This window comes from Pseudomonas sp. Fl5BN2 (assembly GCF_009908205.1).
GTDB lineage: Bacteria > Pseudomonadota > Gammaproteobacteria > Pseudomonadales > Pseudomonadaceae > Aquipseudomonas.
This window is the reverse complement of record NZ_JAAARL010000005.1, coordinates 55,053-72,072: the sequence shown is the minus strand read 5'-3', so window position 1 is coordinate 72,072 and position 17,020 is coordinate 55,053. Positions and strand designations below refer to the sequence as shown.

15 protein-coding genes are annotated in these 17,020 nt (G+C 63.0%); 6 read left to right on the top strand and 9 right to left on the bottom strand.

Annotated elements, in window-relative coordinates; genetic code table 11:
• Positions 1-48: 48 nt before the first annotated feature.
• Both GV819_RS08390 and GV819_RS08385 read right to left on the bottom strand, forming a co-directional pair.
• Complete coding sequence (locus tag GV819_RS08390; protein ID WP_161755427.1) at positions 49-1,323, bottom strand: OprD family porin; 1,275 nt, start codon at positions 1,321-1,323, stop codon at positions 49-51.
• Between the two features lie 531 nt (positions 1,324-1,854).
• Positions 1,855-2,730: a helix-turn-helix domain-containing protein gene (locus tag GV819_RS08385; protein WP_161755425.1), complete on the bottom strand. Its 876-nt coding sequence runs from the start codon at positions 2,728-2,730 to the stop codon at positions 1,855-1,857.
• Positions 2,731-2,886: 156 nt separating this feature from the next.
• On the opposite strand from GV819_RS08385, the gene GV819_RS08380 reads away from it, so the two are divergent.
• Positions 2,887-3,789, top strand: a complete 903-nt coding sequence (locus GV819_RS08380) for a DMT family transporter (protein ID WP_161755423.1) — start codon at positions 2,887-2,889, stop codon at positions 3,787-3,789.
• A 55-nt stretch (positions 3,790-3,844) separates the two neighbouring features.
• Here GV819_RS08380 and GV819_RS08375 read toward each other — a convergent pair whose 3' ends face one another.
• From GV819_RS08375 to GV819_RS08365, 3 genes are all read right to left on the bottom strand, one after another.
• Positions 3,845-4,213 carry a hypothetical protein gene (locus tag GV819_RS08375; protein ID WP_161755421.1) on the bottom strand — a complete coding sequence of 123 codons (369 nt, stop codon included), beginning with the start codon at positions 4,211-4,213 and terminating at the stop codon, positions 3,845-3,847.
• Positions 4,214-4,461: 248 nt separating this feature from the next.
• Positions 4,462-5,439: a 2-hydroxyacid dehydrogenase gene (locus GV819_RS08370; RefSeq protein ID WP_161755419.1), complete on the bottom strand. Its 978-nt coding sequence runs from the start codon at positions 5,437-5,439 to the stop codon at positions 4,462-4,464.
• 582 nt (positions 5,440-6,021) lie between these two features.
• Entirely contained in the window at positions 6,022-6,990 is a 969-nt protein-coding gene (locus GV819_RS08365) for a LysR family transcriptional regulator (protein WP_161755417.1), read from the bottom strand.
• Between the two features lie 265 nt (positions 6,991-7,255).
• Here GV819_RS08365 and GV819_RS08360 point away from each other — a divergent pair, with 265 nt between their 5' ends.
• Genes GV819_RS08360 through GV819_RS08345 form a run of 4 tightly spaced genes read left to right on the top strand, consistent with a single transcriptional unit; the run spans position 7,256 to position 12,047 of the window.
• Positions 7,256-8,767 (top strand): efflux transporter outer membrane subunit, encoded by a 1,512-nt coding sequence (locus GV819_RS08360; RefSeq protein ID WP_161755415.1) that lies wholly within the window; start codon positions 7,256-7,258, stop codon positions 8,765-8,767.
• Between the two features lie 11 nt (positions 8,768-8,778).
• Positions 8,779-10,986, top strand: a complete 2,208-nt coding sequence (locus GV819_RS08355) for an FUSC family protein (RefSeq protein WP_161755413.1) — start codon at positions 8,779-8,781, stop codon at positions 10,984-10,986.
• Positions 10,976-11,176: a DUF1656 domain-containing protein gene (locus GV819_RS08350; RefSeq protein WP_007930063.1), complete on the top strand. Its 201-nt coding sequence runs from the start codon at positions 10,976-10,978 to the stop codon at positions 11,174-11,176. The genes GV819_RS08355 and GV819_RS08350 overlap by 11 nt, the downstream gene beginning before the upstream one ends.
• Positions 11,177-11,186: 10 nt before the next feature.
• Complete coding sequence (locus GV819_RS08345; protein WP_161755411.1) at positions 11,187-12,047, top strand: efflux RND transporter periplasmic adaptor subunit; 861 nt, start codon at positions 11,187-11,189, stop codon at positions 12,045-12,047.
• 474 nt (positions 12,048-12,521) lie between these two features.
• On the opposite strand, the gene GV819_RS08340 is transcribed toward GV819_RS08345, so the two are convergent.
• Entirely contained in the window at positions 12,522-13,547 is a 1,026-nt protein-coding gene (locus GV819_RS08340; RefSeq protein ID WP_256667420.1) for a sel1 repeat family protein, read from the bottom strand.
• Positions 13,548-13,818: 271 nt separating this feature from the next.
• On the bottom strand, positions 13,819-14,817 hold the full coding sequence (locus GV819_RS08335; protein WP_256667419.1) for a hypothetical protein: 999 nt from the start codon (positions 14,815-14,817) through the stop codon (positions 13,819-13,821).
• Between the two features lie 273 nt (positions 14,818-15,090).
• On the opposite strand from GV819_RS08335, the gene GV819_RS08330 reads away from it, so the two are divergent.
• Positions 15,091-15,486, top strand: coding sequence for a DUF3592 domain-containing protein (locus GV819_RS08330; protein ID WP_161755405.1), 396 nt, complete (start codon positions 15,091-15,093; stop codon positions 15,484-15,486).
• 46 nt (positions 15,487-15,532) lie between these two features.
• Here GV819_RS08330 and GV819_RS08325 read toward each other — a convergent pair whose 3' ends face one another.
• Together GV819_RS08325 and GV819_RS08320 are read right to left on the bottom strand one after the other, a co-directional pair.
• Positions 15,533-16,357, bottom strand: coding sequence for an SDR family oxidoreductase (locus GV819_RS08325; protein ID WP_161755403.1), 825 nt, complete (start codon positions 16,355-16,357; stop codon positions 15,533-15,535).
• 37 nt (positions 16,358-16,394) lie between these two features.
• Positions 16,395-16,859, bottom strand: coding sequence for a multidrug transporter (locus GV819_RS08320; protein ID WP_161755401.1), 465 nt, complete (start codon positions 16,857-16,859; stop codon positions 16,395-16,397).
• Between the last annotated feature and the right edge of the window lie 161 nt (positions 16,860-17,020).

Sequence of the window (17,020 nt, the reverse complement as noted above, 5' to 3'; positions counted from 1 at the left end):
ATAGCTCCTCCAGGAGTTTTATTGTTTACACGGGGTTTGGTTGTTCGCTTACTTGATGGCCCACGAATAATTGAACATCAGGCGTACATCGTCGGTGTCGCGAAGGAAGTTTTGTGCATAGTTGGAGCGGTAGATCGCACTGCGCAGGCGAATACTTAAGTCTTTCAATGGACCCTGTTGCACGACATAACGCAGTTCATTATTCAGTTCCCATGCGGTTCCGATCTTGCGAGTGCCAATAATCTCGGCATGGCTTGCGGACATATAACGGCTGTGCAGGCCGAGGCCGGGAATACCCAGTGCCGAGAAGTCATAGCCATAACGAAGTGCCCAGGAACGTTCCTTGGCATTGGCGAAGTCGCCGAGTATGGACAAGTTGATCAGGTTGGCATCGGAGCCCAGGACAGAGGCATAACCGGTGTCCCCGAGCATCCGCTGGTAAGCCAGGCCAAGGCTGTGGCCGTTGTTGGCATAACCCAGCAAGCCCTGTAAGGCCCGATTATCGATCTTGCCGCCCTTGGCGTTGCCGTAGTCGTTGGTCAGGCTCAAGCGCAGATCGGTATTAAAGGTACCTGGACCCAAGGCGGTCTTGTTGACCAGGGTGAATACCTGCTGGCGGTAGATATCCTCCAACTGGGCGACATGGTAGCGAGCGAGCCACTGCTTCTGGAACTGATAGTCGACGCCTGCCAGGTCGAGGTGTTCTGCCGTGGCGCCATGGCCCTTGAAGCGCCGGTTCACGGTACTCAATGTCAGTGGCGTGTAGTGCGTGGCGTTGCGCTGCATGACTCGACTGAAACGCCCGGCGGTAAACTCCAGGCCTTCGATTTCATTCGAGGTCAGCAGCCCACCTTCATAGATTTGGGGAAACAGGCGGCCGTCGTTGGGTCTTAGCGTCGGTAGCACCGGCGGGACCAGCTCTCCGAGTTTGAACAGGGTTTTGCCAGCCTTGATTTTCCCGGCCAGGGCCAGCTTCGAGTACTCGTCTGCTGGACGACCATCGCGCCCCACCGGCAGCAGCCCGGTACCGGTTCGTCCCGCACCTGAGTCCAACTGGATGCCAAGCATGCCTAGGGCATCGGCACCGACCCCGATGCTGCCTTCGGTAAAGCCTGAATCGAGGTGTAGTCGAAAACCTTGCGCCCATTCTTCACGTTTCGGGGCATTGCCCTCGCGAAAGTCGCGATTGAAGTAGTAGTTGCGCAGCTCCAGGCGGGCGCTGCTGTCGTCGATCAAGTCGGCCTTTGCCGGGATGGCCAGGGTACAGGCGCAAAGCAGGAGATAGCGGTTTAGCCACTGTCGTGACAAGCATCTAGAAGGCATTTGATCGTCCTCTGTCGTTATTTTTGTTGTTCTCGGATCAAGGCGAATTACCGCTCTATTAATGAGCGCTTATAGGGAGTGTTAACCTGTTCTCGATATGTATGGGTTATTGGCTCTTGGAATAACAAGAGTGGGTTTTTTGGTGTGGTGTGTGCGTGAGTATTACCCAAGATGTGTTTTCGGTTGGCCGGGTTTTATTTGCTATATGTGTCTTCTCGATGTTTGCGCAATGGCTGGGTTCGGAGGCTGAGACTAAAGTGAGTCTGTGGTTAAACAAGAATCATCAGTCTGGTGAATAGGTGGTTAATTGAATAAATTTGATAAAGGTTTATTAGGGTTTGGATCGTGTCATATGAAGGTGTTTTGAAGGTGGGTTTTTATTGCGTAACTAAGTAAGGAAAGTTTTGTTGTTGTGTAAGATGTTTCTTGTTTAAGTAAGGACTATTCACCTCCTGCTTATTCAGGCGTATAGGCGTGCACGCCTCCACTGAGGGCGGAAACGTGAATATGAGGGGGGGTGGAAGGTGGAAGTCAGCGCAGGAATGCCTGGCGATACTCTCCAGGTGTTCCCCCTTCGGCCTGGCGGAAACGGTTGGTGAAATGGCTGGCACTGGCAAAGCCGCAGGCCAGGGCGATCTCGCCCAGGGGCTGGTGAGTGCTGCGCAGCAGATGCCGGGCCCGGTTCAGGCGCCGGGCCAACACATACTGATGGGGCGACAGGCCAAAGCTGGCGCGGAACATGCGGGCGAAGTGGTACTCCGAAAGGCTGCACAGGGCAGCCAGTTGGCCGAGGCTCAGGGGCGTTTCCAATTGACTGTCTATGTAGTCCACCAGTTGTCGCCGCTGATGGGCGGCCAATCCCCCCTTCAAGCGCAGGCCCTGGCGCAGCCCCACCTGGCTGAGCAGGGCATGGCTGAGCATCTCGTGGGCCAGGCTGCTGGTGAGCAGGCGTTCGCCGGGCTCGTCCCAGTTCAGTTGGATCAGTTGCTGAAAATGCCGGGTCTGCTGTGGGTCATCGAGAAAGGTGCATTCGCGCAGGTGCATTTCCCGGGGGTCGCGGTCCAGCAGGGTGACGCAGCCCAGTGCGAATTGCTCGGGGCTGAAATACACGTGGGCCAGGCGGATATCGCCGTTGATCACCCAGGCCGACTGGTGTTCGGCAGGCAGGATGCACAGCTTGCCCGGACCGCCCTTGCTCCCCGGCTGGTCGCGGCGAAAGGTGCCGGTGCCGCCGGCCAGGTAGCAGGACAGGGTGTGATGGCTCGGCCCCTCATACTCCTGGGCGTCGTGATGGTTGCTCCACAAGGCTGCAGACAAGCCGTCACCGAGCTCGGCGCTGTGCTCCAGGCGAGCATTGGGCGAGCGGTTGAGGGCTTGAAAGACTTGCAGGGTATCCAGTGCAGGCATGGTCTTGGCGTCAACAAAAGGTCCGGTGGCCGGTGTTTCGCATCCTACTCCGTAGCGCCTGCGCTGCCTGCCCGGGGCCGATAAAAAGCGCAAGTTTATGCAAGCGCACTGGCCGTCGATGGTTGGAAACTGTGCTCCTTATCGAGGAGTCGCGCCATGAACCTATCGCTTTACCTGCTCACCGTGCTGATCTGGGGCACCACCTGGATCGCCCTGAAACTGCAACTGGGGGTGGTGGCGATTGCGGTGTCGATTGTTTATCGCTTCGCCCTGGCGGCCCTGGTGCTGTTCGTCCTGTTGCTAGTGACCCGCAAGCTGCAGGTGATGAACCGCCGTGGACACCTGATCTGCCTGGCCCAGGGGGTGTGCCTGTTCTGCATCAACTTCATGTGTTTCCTGCACGCCAGCCAGTGGATTCCCAGTGGCCTGGTGGCTGTGGTGTTTTCCACCGCGACCCTGTGGAACGCCTTGAACGCCCGGGTGTTCTTTGGCCAGAAAATCGCCCGCAACGTGTTGCTGGGCGGTGGCTTGGGCCTGCTTGGGCTGGGCCTGTTGTTCTGGCCGGAACTGGTGAGCCACAGCGCCAGCCCGCAAACCCTGCTTGGCCTGGGCCTGGCCTTGCTCGGCACCTTGTGTTTCTCGGCAGGCAACATGCTTTCCAGCCTGCAGCAGAAGGCCGGGCTCAAGCCACTGAGCACCAATGCCTGGGGCATGGCCTATGGCGCGGCGATGCTGTCGATCTACTGCCTGTTCCAGGGCATTCCCTTCGAGACGGAATGGAACACGCGCTACATCGGTTCGCTGCTGTACCTGGTGATTCCGGGTTCGGTGATCGGCTTCACTGCCTACCTGACCCTGGTCGGGCGCATGGGGCCGGAGCGCGCAGCGTATTGCACCGTGCTGTTCCCAGTGGTGGCGCTGAACGTTTCGGCGTTTGTCGAAGGTTACCAGTGGACCACCCCAGCGCTGGCCGGCTTGGTGTTGGTGATGCTGGGTAACGTACTGGTGTTTCGCAAGCCCAAGCCCCTGGCAGTAGCCAGCTCCGGAAAGCTGGCCTGATCCCCCAAAGCGGCCTCCAGGAACTGGCTTGCTGGCGATTGTGGCGATGGGAGAGCTACTGGCAAGGATCGGACGAATATTCCTGATGGCCCCGGCCCGGGTAGCATTTCACCTGGGTCGTCTTGTCGATCACGGACCAGCGATCGTTCTCGATCGACAGGCTGAAAATGGTTTTTTCCGCGAACACCGAATCATCCATCAACCCTGATTCCTCGATCTCGACCAGCGCTTCTGTCGGGGACTCGCCGGCGACTTTCTGATTCACGATCACATTGCTCGGTTCTTGCTGGAAGTGGCTGCCCATGGACTCCAAAGCCACCATCAGCGGGGACTTGACTGGGGTACTGAGCGATTCCGTTGGCGCTTGTTGATCACAGGCCGCGAGGAAGAAAGCCGGGACCAGGAGCACGTATTTCAACTTCATGCAGGACCTCATTTATGGATTGGCCAGTCTGTACGCATTGCCTCGCCGGAGAGCTACTGGCGGATATTCACTGGCCGTTGGCGGACATTGTAGGGACCGGCGCGTTGGCCAGGCGGGCTAGGCGATCTGACTGGTGATCCGGGTTTTCGTTCATCGCGAGCAGGTTTCGCTTCTACAGAGGCATGTGCGGTCGTAGGAGTGAGGCTTGCCCGCGATGGGGTTTGTCCGGAGGGCCAGGTTGTCGGCTCCTACAGGGGTTTCCATGTTTGCGGGTTGACCAGGTCCTGGGGGCGCTGGCCCAGCAGGGCGCTGCGCAGGTTGCTCATGGCGCGCTCGGCCATGGCGTCACGGGTTTCGGTGGTGGCCGAGCCGACATGGGGCAGGGTCACGGCGTTCTTCAATTGGAACAGCGGTGACTCCGCCAGGGGTTCCTTCTCGTAGACATCCAGCCCGGCGCCACGGATCTGGCCTTTCTGCAGCGCTTCGATCAGCGCCGCTTCATCCACCACCGGGCCGCGAGAAATGTTCACCAGAATCGCGCTAGGCTTCATCAGCGCCAGTTCGCGATGGCTGATCAGGTGCTGGGTCTTTTCGCTCAACGGCACCACCAGGCAGACGAAATCTGCCTCGGCCAGCAACTGCTCGAGGCTGCGAAATTGCGCCCCCAGTTCCTGTTCCAGGACCGTCTTGCGACTGTTGCCGCTATAGAGGATCGGCATGCCGAAACCCAGGCGCCCACGCCGGGCCACGGCGGCGCCGATGTTGCCCATGCCGACGATCCCCAGGGTCTTGCCGTGCACATCGCAGCCGAACAGCGCCGGGCCGACGCTGGCCTGCCATTGCCCGGCCTTGGTCCAGGCGTCCAGTTCGGCGACCCGTCGAGCGCTGCTCATGATCAGGGTAAAGGCCAGGTCGGCGGTGCTTTCGGTGAGCACGTCCGGGGTGTTGGTGAGCATCAGCCCGCGTTCGTTGAAGTACGCCAGGTCATAGTTGTCGTAGCCCACCGAAATGCTCGACACCACTTCCAGCCGTGCGGCGTTTTCCAACTGCGCCCGGCCCAGCTTGCGGCCGACGCCGATCAGGCCGTGGGCCCGGGGCAGGGCTTCATTGAACTGCGCGGCGATATCCCCGTGCTTGGGGTTGGGCACTATGACCTCGAAGTCCTGCTGCAGGCGTTCGGTCATCTCGGGGGTGATGCGGCTGAAGGCAAGTACAGTCTTTTTCATCGCGTGAAGGCTCGTCAGGCGGGGAGAATGCCAAGCAAGCTAACATTTTTGCCGCCGCCGCCAAAGGGTGCAGGAGGACGGAGTGCGCAAGCGCGTCGCCTCGTAGGAGCTGGCTTGCCAGCGAAGGCGGTTTCGAGTCTGGTGCAAGGCATGCGGGCCTCTTCGCCGGCAAGCCGGCTCCTACGGGAGGGAGGCAGGAGGACGGAGGGCGCAACGCGTCGCCTCGTAGGAGCTGGCTTGCCAGCGAAGGCGGCTTCGAGACTGGTGCAAGGCGTGCGGGCCTCTTCGCCGGCAAGCCGGCTCCTACGGGAGGGGGGCAGGAGGACGGAGTGCGCAGCGCGTCGCCTCGTAGGAGCTGGCTTGCCAGCGAAGGCGGCTTCGAGGCTGGTGCAAGGCGTGCGGGCCTCTTCGCCGGCAAGCCGGCTCCTACAAGAGGAGGCAGGAGGACGGAGTGCGCAACGCGTCGCCTCGTAGGAGCTGGCTTGCCAGCGAAGGCGGTTTCGAGGCTGGTGCAAGGCGTGCGGGCCTCTTCGCCGGCAAGCCGGCTCCTACAGGGGGCGGTTGGCGAGGTCGCCCCTCGGGTCAATTGGCCAGGCGGGCGCCGGTCAGGCTGCCGCTCAGCTCGTAGGCCGCCAGTTCCGCCTGGTGCGCGGCGAGGATCTCCGGCAGCGAGCCGCGCAGGTACTCGACCCAGGTCTTGATCTTGGCGTCCAGGTACTGGCGCGACGGGTAGATGGCGTACAGGTTCAGCTCCTGGGAGCGGTACTTGGGCATCAGCCGTACCAGGGTGCCGTTGCGCAGGCCTTCGATCGCGGCGTACACCGGCAGCACGCCAACTCCCATGCCACTGATGATCGCGGTCTTCATCGCATCGGCAGAGTTCACCAGGAACGGCGAGCTGTTGATGGTGACCATCTCCTGGCCTTCCGGGCCGTCGAAGGTCCACTTCTCCAGTGGAATCACCGGGCTGACCAGGCGCAGGCAGGCATGGTTCAGCAGGTCGCTGGGCTTTTGCGCGGCGCCGTTGGCTTTCACGTAGGCCGGGGAGGCGCAGACGATGCTGTAGGTGATCCCCAGGCGTTGGGACACGAAGCCCGAGTCCGGCAGTTCGCTGGCCAGGACGATGGACACGTCGTAGCCCTCGTCCAGCAGGTCCGGCACACGGTTGGCCATGGTCAGGTCAAAGGTCACGTCCGGGTGCGACTTGCGGTAGCGGGCAATCGCATCGATCACGAAGTGCTGGCCGATGCCGGTCATGGTGTGCACTTTCAACTGGCCGGCGGGACGGGCATGGGCGTCACTGGCTTCGGCTTCGGCCTCTTCGACATAAGCCAGGATCTGCTCGCAACGCAGCAGGTAGCGTTTGCCAGCTTCGGTCAGGGCGATGCGTCGAGTGGTGCGGTTGAGCAGGCGGGTTTGCAGGTGCGCCTCAAGATTGGAGACGGCGCGCGAAACGTTGGCTGTGGTGGTGTCCAGTTGCACCGCGGCGGCGGTGAAACTACCGGCTTCGGCAACACAACAGAAGGCGCGCATGTTTTGCAAGGTGTCCATGGGGTGCTCTCTAGGGAGATTGCAAATTGTGACACGAAGTTACGGGGGCTTGGATAGACGACCAAGGGATTATCGCGTTTACGGTAACAAAGATTCACAGGAATCCCAGCTTATCGCCGCAACGGCCGCCCCCTAGAATTGCGCCGATCCGTAGGAGCCGGCTTGCCGGCGATCCGCGCAACGCGGTGTAGCAGGCGTATCGCTGCGCCGGCAAGCCAGCTCCTACGAGAGAAATACTCCCCCCCGATCTCAGGAATTCGCAGCAGTGCCGCGTCGCATCAGCAGAGGGCTCAAGACCCTCAGTGTTTGGGCTTTATCGTTAACCATCAGCGGCTGCATCGGAACCGGAGGCATTGCCCCACAAGGCAAGACCCTGCCCGCCAACACCCTGGCCACCGACGAGGCGATCAAGACCGCCGCGCAGGACGCCCACTGGCCCAGCGCGCAATGGTGGCAGGCTTACGGCGACCCCCAACTGAACCGTTGGATCAGCCTCGCCGTGCACGGCAGTCCGAGCCTGGCCATGGCCGCCGCGCGGGTGCGCCAGGCCAAGGCCCTGGCCGGTATCGCCGAGTCGGCCGAGTCGTTGCAGGTCAAGGGTGACGCCACCCTCAAGCGCCACAACTGGCCCACCGATCAGTTCTACGGTCCCGGTGCCCTGGCCAACACCACCACCTGGGACAACAACGCCGCCCTGGGCTTCAGCTATGCCCTGGACCTCTGGGGCCGCGAAAGCAACAGCACCGAGCGCGCCGTGGACCTGGCCCACATGAGCGTGGCCGAAGCCCGCCAAGCGCAGCTGGAACTGGTGAACAACGTGGTGCGCAGCTATATCCAGCTGTCCCTGCACTTCGCCCAGCGCGACGTGGTCCAGGCCACCTTGAAGCAACAGCAACAGATTCTCGAACTGGCGCAACGGCGCCTGGACGGCGGCCTCGGCACCCATTTCGAAGTCAGCCAGGCCGAGGCGCCGCTGCCGGAAACCCATCGCCAGCTGGATGCCCTGGACGAAGAAATCGCCCTGACCCGCAACCAGCTGGCGGCCCTGGCCGGCAAGGGCCCGGGGGAGGGGGCGCAGTTGCAGCGCCCGAGCCTGTCCCTGGGCGCGGCGCTGAAACTGCCCTCGGCCCTGCCCGCCGAACTGCTGGGGCAGCGCCCGGACGTGGTCGCCAGCCGCTGGCAAGTGGCGGCCCAGGCTCGCGGCATCGATGTGGCCCACGCCGGCTTCTACCCCAACGTCGACCTGGTGGGCAGCATCGGCTTCATGGCCACCGGTGGCGGGGCCCTGGAGTTCCTCACCGGCAAGAAGCTCAACTACAACGTCGGCCCGGCCATCAGCCTGCCGATCTTCGATGGCGGGCGCCTGCGCTCGCAGCTGGGTGAAGCTGCGGCCGGCTACGACCTGGCTGTGGCCCGGTACAACCAGACCCTGGTGGACGCGCTGAAAAGCATTTCCGACCAACTGATCCGCCGCGAGTCCATGGACAAGCAGCAAGCCTTCGCCGCCGAGTCGGTGGCTGCGGCGCAGAAGACCTACGACATCGCCACCGTGGCCTTCCAGCGCGGCCTGACCGACTACCTGAATGTGCTCAACGCCCAGAGCCTGCTGTTTCACCAGCAGCAGATCCAGCAGCAGGTGCAGGCCGCACGCCTGACGGTCCAGGCGGACCTGGTGACGGCCCTGGGCGGCGGGCTTGAAGCCGGCCGCGACGTCCCCACGCAAGACCGCCTTGAGGCACCCAAGACCCCCGCGGCCCTGGCCGTGTTCGACCACTGAAGCAGGCTCCCATGACTTCCTTGCCCGCCCCTTTGCGCTGGCTGTACTCCCTTGAATGGCGCCGGGGTTTCTTTGACTGGGCGCGCAGCGACGGCGTGACCTGGGTCTATATCTTCAAGGTCCTGGCCGCCGCGTTCCTCACCTTGTGGCTGGCCATGCGCCTGGAGTTGCCGCAACCGCGTACGGCGATGATCACCGTGTTCATCGTCATGCAGCCGCAGAGCGGCCAGGTGTTCGCCAAGAGCTTCTACCGCTTTCTCGGCACCCTGACCGGCTCGGCGGTGATGGTGGCGCTGATCGCCCTGTTCGCCCAGAACACCGAGCTGTTCCTCGGTTCCCTGGCGATCTGGGTCGGCATCTGTTCGGCCGGTGCCGCGCGCTACCGCAACTTTCGCGCCTACGGTTTCGTCCTGGCCGGCTACACCGCGGCCATGGTCGGCCTGCCGGCCCTGGCCCACCCGGAAGGCGCCTTCATGGCGGCGGTGTGGCGGGTGCTGGAGATCTCCCTGGGGATTCTCTGCTCGACCCTGGTCAGCGCCGCTATCCTGCCGCAAACCGCCAGTGCCGCCATGCGCAACGCCCTGTACCAGCGTTTCGGCGTGTTCGCTCTGTTCGTCACCGACGGCCTGCGCGGGCGCAGCCAGCGCGACATTTTCGAAAGCAGCAACGTGCGCTTCATTGCCGAAGCCGTGGGCCTGGAAGGGCTGCGCAGCGTTACGGTGTTCGAAGACCCGCACATGCGCCGGCGCAACGGCCGCCTGAGCCGCCTGAACAGCGAGTTCATGGGCATCACCACGCGTTTCAACGCCCTGCACCAGCTGCTTGAACGCCTGCGCAGCAGCGGCACCGATCACGTGGTGGCGGCGATCAAGCCCGGCCTGCAGGACCTGGCGGAACTGCTCGACGGCTTCTCCGGCCGCGCCCTCACCAGCCCCGACGCCGCGCGCCTGGCCACGGCCCTGGCGGCCTACAAGGCCGAGCTGCCGGCGCGGGTGCGCAGCCTGCGGGCGGCCTTCCAGGAAACTGCCCCGAGCGACGCCGAGCAGCTGGATTTCCACACTGCCTATGAGCTGCTCTACCGCTTCGTCGACGAGATGCACAGCTACGCCCAGACCCACGCCTCCCTGGCCGACCACAGCCACGAACGCGAGCGCTGGGACGAGCCCTACACCCCGCAGACCAACTGGCTGGCCTGCGCCGCCTCGGGGATCCGCGCGGCCTTCGTGCTGGTGGTGCTGGGCAGCTACTGGGTGGCCACCGCCTGGCCCAGTGGCGCCACCATGACCCTGATCGCCGCCGCCACCATCGGCCTTTCGGCGGCCACGCCGAACCCCAAGCGCATGGCCTTCCAGATGGCCTGCGGGACTTTTATCGGCGCCCTGGTGGGCTTCGTCGAAATGTTCTTCGTGTTCCCCTGGATCGACGGCTTTCCCCTGCTGTGCCTGATGCTGGCGCCGGTGATCGTGCTGGGTTCGTTCCTGGCCTCGCGGCCCAAGTACGCCGGGGTCGGCCTGGGGCTGCTGATCTTCTTCAGCACCGGTTCGGTGCCGGACAACCTGACCGTCTACAACCCCTACACCTTTATCAACGACTACATCGCCATGGTCATGGGCATGCTGGTCTGCGCCGCGGCCGGGGCGATCATCCTGCCGCCCAACAGCCGCTGGCTGTGGCGGCGCCTGGAGCAGGACCTGCGCGGCCAGGTGGTGTACGCCATCAGCGGCAAGCTCAAGGGCCTGGCCTCAAGCTTCGAGAGCCGCACCCGCGACCTGCTGCACCAGGCCTATGGCCTGGCGGTGGGCCAGCCCAAGGTGCAGAGCGAGCTGCTGCGCTGGATGTTCGTGGTGCTGGAAGTCGGCCACGCGATCATCGAGCTGCGCAAGGAACAGGCGATTCTCCCGGTGCACCCGGCCTATGCCGAATCCCAGCCCTGGCGCCAGGCGATCCGGGTCATGGGCCGCTCCCTGGTGCGGCTGTTCCTGCAGCCCAGCCAGAGCAACCTGGAGCGTGGGCTGATCGCCGTGGACCACGCGATCAGCCGGGTCCAGGCCACCGACGAACCTTTCGCCCCGCACTTCGACACCTCGGCCCTGCGCCGGGTCAAGAGCTACCTGCACTTCATCCGTACCTCACTGCTCGACCCGCAATCGCCGCTGGCGGCCTATGCCGTGGCCAAGCCGGCGCTGCCTGCACCCCAAGGACTTGAACATGCCTCGTGAAATCGCCTTCCACGGCGTTTACATGCCCACCATGACCCTGATGTTCTTCATCGCCGCGGCCCTGGCCTGGGCCCTGGACCGGTTCATTTCCGGCTATGACCTGTATCGCTTCTTCTGGCACCCGGCGCTGTTGCGCCTGAGCCTGTTCTGCTGTCTGTTCGGCGCCATGGCGCTCACTGTCTACCGTTGAGACCCCCGCGATGAAAAAGTTTTTCAGCCTGCTCGCCACCCTGCTCGTGCTGGCCCTGGCCCTGTGGATCGGCCGCACCCTGTGGGAGCACTACATGTACACCCCCTGGACCCGTGACGGCCGGGTGCGCGCGGACATCATCAACGTCGCCGCCGACGTCACCGGCGAAGTGGTGGACGTGCCGGTCAAGGACAACCAACTGGTGCGCAAGGGCGATCTGCTGATGCAGATCGACCCCGAGCACTACCAGATCGCGGTCAAGCAGGCGCAATCCCTGGTGGCGTCGAAGAAGGCCACCTGGGAAATGCGCAAGGTCAACGCCCGGCGTCGGGCCGACATGGACAACCTGGTGATCTCCAAGGAAAACCGCGACGACGCCGGCAACATCGCCGACTCGGCCCTGGCCGACTACCAGCACGCCCAGGCCCAGCTGGAAGCGGCGGAACTCAACCTCAAACGCACCCAGGTGCGGGCGGCGGTGGACGGCTACGTCACCAACCTCAACGTGCACCGTGGCGACTACGCGCGCATTGGCGAACCGAAGATGGCGGTGGTCGACATGAACTCGTTCTGGGTCTACGGCTTCTTCGAAGAAACCAAGCTGCCCCACGTGCGCGTCGGGGATAAGGCCGACATGCAACTGATGAGCGGCGAAGTGCTCAAGGGCCACGTGGAAAGCATTTCCCGCGGCATCTACGACCGCGACAACCCGGAGAGCCGCGAACTGATCGCCGACGTCAACCCGACCTTCAACTGGGTGCGCCTGGCCCAGCGTGTGCCGGTGCGCATCCACATCGACGAAGTGCCGGACGGCGTACTGCTGGCGGCCGGCATTACCTGCACCGTCGTGGTCAACCAGGAGCCTCAATAGGCGCGATCTGGCATGTGTAGGAGCTGGCTTGCCAGCGAAGGCGTCGGCCCAGGCGATGCAAGACTCAAGGGCCTCTTCGCCGGCAAGCCGGCTCCTACAGGGAGCTGCAGGGTCTATCTGACTGCTGTAGGAGCTGGCTTGCCAGCGAAGGCGCCGGCCCAGGCGATGCAAGACTCAAGGGCCTCTTCGCCGGCAAGCCGGCTCCTACGGGTAGCTGCACGGTCTATCTGACTGCTGTAGGAGCTGCAGGGTCTGTCTGACTGCTGTAGGAGCTGGCTTGCCAGCGAAGGCGCCGGGCTAGGCGATGCAAGACTCAAGGGCCTCTTCGCCGGCAAGCCGGCTCCTACGGGGAGCTGCACGGTCTATCTGACTGCTGTAGGAGCTGGCTTGCTAGCGAAGGCGCCGGCCCAGGCGATGCAAGACTCAAGGGCCCCTTCGCCGGCAAGCCGGCTCCTACGACGGTGGGGCGCGCGGTTATTTGTAGCTTTTCTGCATGATCGCCAGGGACTTTTTCGCCGTGGCTTCCAAGCCGTCGTTAATGTGGTTGATGGCGGCCACCAGCTTCGGGTTCTGCAGGATGTCGACGCCGGGGTAACGCTGCTGGGCCAGGCGCGAAACGATGATGTACTGGGTCACCGCGTAATGCAGCTTGAACTGGCCGCTGTCCCGGGCATCGGCAATCGCTGTTTTGACAAAGGCCTGGCGCTCGGCCGTGGTCATGCCCTGGAACAGGTCGGGGATATCGAAATGGATTTCGGCGGAGAAAATCGCCACTTCCTCATCCCGCGCCTCGTCGTACATCACTTGCTTGCTGGTCACGCGCTTCTTGAGGTCGGCAAAGCGTTGTTCGCCTTCGGCCAGTTGCTCCGGGCTCATCTTGCCTTTCAAGGCATCCAGTTGGCTGGTGTCTTCGGTATTGTCGATGATCTTCAGCCAGGCATAGGCCTTCACTAGGTCGCCGGATTCTTCGGCGGCGTCGGCCAGGTTCTGCTGCGGCTCCGGGTTGCCGTGCAGCGCCGAGCGCTCCAGCCAGCGCAGGGCCAGGTCCTGGTCCTTGGGGATGTCCTTGTCGCCGAACCAGTAGGTGGCGTACATGCCGTACTCGGCGCACCAGTCGTTCTGCGAGGCCGAGTAGGCGATGTAGTTGAAGGACTCGCGGTCGCGCTCGGCCTTGGGCTTGTCCGTTTCCTGATCGGTGGTGGTGGACAGGTAGCAGAAGGCCCGGGTGTAGTGCGGCGCGGCCATGGCGAAGCAGCTCTTGGCGTTCTTGTAGTCCTCTGCCTCGTCCAGCTTGTAACCGGTGCCGTACAGCAGATCGGCATCCATGGATGGGTTGCAGTATTCGTTGGGCGTCACCTTGGGCAAGACACTTTCCAGGGTCAGCTTGGGCAGGGTGTCATTCAGTTCGGGGACTTTCGGTTCGGTGTTTTCCGGAGCCGTGGAGGCGCAGGCCGCCAGCAAGACAGCCAATGCCAGTGGCAGCGCGTTGAACAATTTCAATGGGTATTCCCTGATCGGCGAATGAAAAAAGACGCGCATGAAATCAGGCTGGGACGGGACGGCAGAGGAGGGGAGCGTGAGCAGTTCCGTGCTTCAGTGTCGACGCCAGCGATTCCATGCTGCGCGCGCATTCTACTGGGAATGCGAGGGGGCACAATCGGAACCGCACCACCGCTGTAGGAGCTGGCTTGCCAGCGAAGGCGGCCGCAAGGCTTGCACTCGGCTCGCGGGCCTCTTCGCCGGCAAGCCGGCTCCTACGGTGAAGGCGGGGTTACGGGGCAGCCTGGCCGAGAATCACCTCGGCCTTTTTCAGCATATCGGCCACTTCCAACTCTGGGTCGCTGAGCACCTGCAAAATCTGCGGGTTCTGCAGTACGTCGACACCGGCCTTCTGCAACTGGGCCTTGCGGGCAAGCATCACATAGGCGTACAGCTGGCCACGGGTGCTGAACTCGGGCCGGGCGCTCACCGTGGCTACAGCCTGTTCCATGAAGGCATGTCGATCGGCTACGGACATGCCCTTGAACGTCTCGGGGTACTCCATATGGATGTTCGCCGTGTACACCGCGATGTTTTCCTCCCGAGCCTCCTTGCGCACGCTGTCCTGGCTGGTCACGCTCTTGCTCAGTTGTTCGTAGCCTTGTTCGCCTTCGCTGATCTGTTGCGGGTTCATCTTCTGCTTCAAGGCCTCGGTCTTCGCCGTATCGTCCAGGACCCTGGCCCAGCTGTAGGCCAGCGGCAGATTGCCCTTGTTATTGTGCAGGCGCACCAGGGTTTGCTGGGCATCGGTATCGCCGTGGCGTGCGGAACGCTCCAGCCAGCGCAGGCCCAGGGCCGTATCCGGGGTCTGCCCGCGCATGCCGAAGGTGAAGTTCTGGAACATGCCGAACTCGGCGCAGGCGTCGCTTTTGCGTGCCGAGTAAGCCATGTAGCCAAAGGCTTCACGGTCGCGTTCGGCGCTGTCCTTGCTGCTGTCCTGCTCGGCGATGCTCGCCAGGTAGCACAGGGCCCGGTCGTGAGTGGGCGCGGCCATGATCAGGCAGTTGCGGGCTTCTGCCGATTGATTGTCGTTGTACAGCTGGTAACCGATGCCATACAGCAGGTCGCTGTCCAGGTCCGGGTTGCAGTGCTCGTTGGCCACCGCCGGTGGCAGTAGCTCGTTGAGGCTGACCTTGGGCAAGGTGGCGTTGAGCTCCTCGTCTGGCGACGGCGCGCCGCAGCCGAGCAGTGCTGTGGCCATGATCCATGGCAGTACGTTGCGCAACTTCAATGGGGATTCCCTGAACGACGATTGAGTAGCGGTGAGCATGGAAGGAGGGCGCGGGGGGATTTCAGCAGTTCGCCAGCGACTCCATGCGGCTTGTTGAGGGCTTTGGCAAGCCTCAAGGGTGGGGCATTTTACCGGCATCCGTTGAGTGCACAATGAAAAGCGCAGCGCCAGCTACAGGATGAGCAAGGCCTTGGCCGGCGGTGTCGGCAGTTGCTGATGGTTTCTTCGCCGCTATATATTCGCCGGCTGTTCGAGCGCGCAAGGAACGCTGGGGTGAAGTACGTCGCCAAGTTTTTGCTGTTGATCATAGTGCTGGGCAGCGCTGCGGGTGCGGCCAGCGTTGCCTATGATTTTTTCCATCTGCGGGTGAGCGGGTTGCACGCCGTTGCTAAGGTGGTCAGCGCTTCGAGCCAGCAAGTGGCCGGTTCGAGAGGGGGTACCAGCTACCGTTCGAGCGTCACGGTCGAGTTTGCGACTGCCGGGGGAGTGCTGGTCAAGCATGAGTTCAACGGTACATTTTCCGGGATAAAGCCGGGCGCTGAGGTGGGGATTTTCTATAACCCCGCCGCTCCCGAGGAAGTGATTGCCGACACCTGGGACGATCTGATCCTCGCCGCGGCGCTGCTGGGAATGGCCCTGGCTTGCTGGGTGTCGATTCTGGAGCTTTGATCGCTATTGAATAGCGCTGTAGGAGCCGGCTTGCCGGCGAAGGCGCTTACAGCTTCGCCCCCAGGCCGAAGCGCTTCATCAGGCCCTTCTCCAGCCAACCCTTGGGCAGCAGATGGGCCAGCAGCGGCAAGGCACGGCTGCCATTGCCCAGGCGCACCAGGCGTGGCGGCTTGTCCTGTTGCACGGCCTTGAGCAAGCCGGCAGCAAATTCGCTGGCCGGTGTCGGCTTGTCCTGAGAGGCCTTGGCCCGGGAGCGGATGCCCTCGCGCAGCGGCCACCAGGGCGATTGTTCGTTGAGCAACTGTTCGGCTTCATGCCCGGCGTTCTTGGCAAAACTTGAAGCAATGGCCCCGGGCTGCACTTCCATGACCCGGATGCCGAACGGCGACAGCTCCATGCGCAGGGCATCGCTCAAGGCGTGCACCGCAGCTTTCGACGCGCAATAGGCACCGGCAAAGGGCGTGACCAGCACCCCGGACACACTGCCGATGTTCACCACCAGGCCACGGCTGCGGCGCAGCACCGGGAACATCGCCCGGGTCACCCCGACCACCGAGAACACATTGGTTTCGAACTGGCGCTGCATGGCTTCCACGCCACCGTCCAGCAGTGGGCCCATGGCGCCGTAGCCGGCGTTGTTGATCAGCACATCGAGGCCGCCGTACTGTTGGTTGATCTCTTCGCTCAGGGCGCCCAGGGCCGGGCCGTCATTCACGTCCAACTGCACCGCGGTGAAGCCGGCGGCTTGCAGAGTGGCGACGTCCTCGGCCTTGCGGGCGGTGGCGAGCACGGTGAAGCCGGCGCCCTTGAAGGTGTCTGCCAGGGCGCGGCCGATGCCGCTGGAACAACCGGTGATCAACGCTACGGGCATGGCGCGGTCCTTGTGCTGGGGTGAGGGGAGGGGCGAATCAGTGGGAGAAGCTACCTTGTAAACGTTCGGCACGAAACTCCAGGGTTTGCGGGCGATAGCCCGGGCGCAGCGGTGGCAGCGGCAGACAGTCCTGCCAGTTGGCGCCGGCCTGCAACTCGCCGGGGCCACGGTAGCGCGGGGCGCTGTACTGGTTATCGGCGAGGTTGACCGTGTCCCCCGGAGCATAGGCAGCGACCCGCCAGCGCAGCTCGATCAGGGGCACTTTGTTGCCGTTATTGAGCTTGACCTGCAACGGCCGGTCGGCGGGGCAATGTTCCGGGACGTAGGTCAGGCGCAGTTCCAGGCGCGCCAGTTGCTGGGCTTCGCGGTTGTCCAGCCAGACCACCCAGCAGGCCACCAGGGCCAGGCCGAAGGCGGCGGCCAGGGACACGGGAAAGGCTTTGGCGGGGTAGCGCAGAAGCAGGATCAGCCAGGTGATGACCAGCAAAACGCCGATGAACATGACGCGAGCCTCGGGGAAAAGGAGGGGACATCCTACCTAAGCGTAGGTGGGGTTGGCGATGGAGGATGGCTCGGACAAATTTTTACTCAAGACGGTGGAAGTGGATTTTTTGTGGATAATATAAGGTCTATTATTGGCTTTATTTACCTATAATGGATCTT

Coding starts and splice junctions, on each gene's coding strand:
- GV819_RS08390 (WP_161755427.1), bottom strand. CDS start 1,323: ATGCCTTCTAGATGCTTGTCACGACAGTGGCTAAACCGCTATCTCCTG.
- GV819_RS08385 (WP_161755425.1), bottom strand. CDS start 2,730: ATGCCTGCACTGGATACCCTGCAAGTCTTTCAAGCCCTCAACCGCTCG.
- GV819_RS08380 (WP_161755423.1), top strand. CDS start 2,887: ATGAACCTATCGCTTTACCTGCTCACCGTGCTGATCTGGGGCACCACC.
- GV819_RS08375 (WP_161755421.1), bottom strand. CDS start 4,213: ATGAAGTTGAAATACGTGCTCCTGGTCCCGGCTTTCTTCCTCGCGGCC.
- GV819_RS08370 (WP_161755419.1), bottom strand. CDS start 5,439: ATGAAAAAGACTGTACTTGCCTTCAGCCGCATCACCCCCGAGATGACC.
- GV819_RS08365 (WP_161755417.1), bottom strand. CDS start 6,990: ATGGACACCTTGCAAAACATGCGCGCCTTCTGTTGTGTTGCCGAAGCC.
- GV819_RS08355 (WP_161755413.1), top strand. CDS start 8,779: ATGACTTCCTTGCCCGCCCCTTTGCGCTGGCTGTACTCCCTTGAATGG.
- GV819_RS08350 (WP_007930063.1), top strand. CDS start 10,976: ATGCCTCGTGAAATCGCCTTCCACGGCGTTTACATGCCCACCATGACC.
- GV819_RS08345 (WP_161755411.1), top strand. CDS start 11,187: ATGAAAAAGTTTTTCAGCCTGCTCGCCACCCTGCTCGTGCTGGCCCTG.
- GV819_RS08325 (WP_161755403.1), bottom strand. CDS start 16,357: ATGCCCGTAGCGTTGATCACCGGTTGTTCCAGCGGCATCGGCCGCGCC.
- GV819_RS08320 (WP_161755401.1), bottom strand. CDS start 16,859: ATGTTCATCGGCGTTTTGCTGGTCATCACCTGGCTGATCCTGCTTCTG.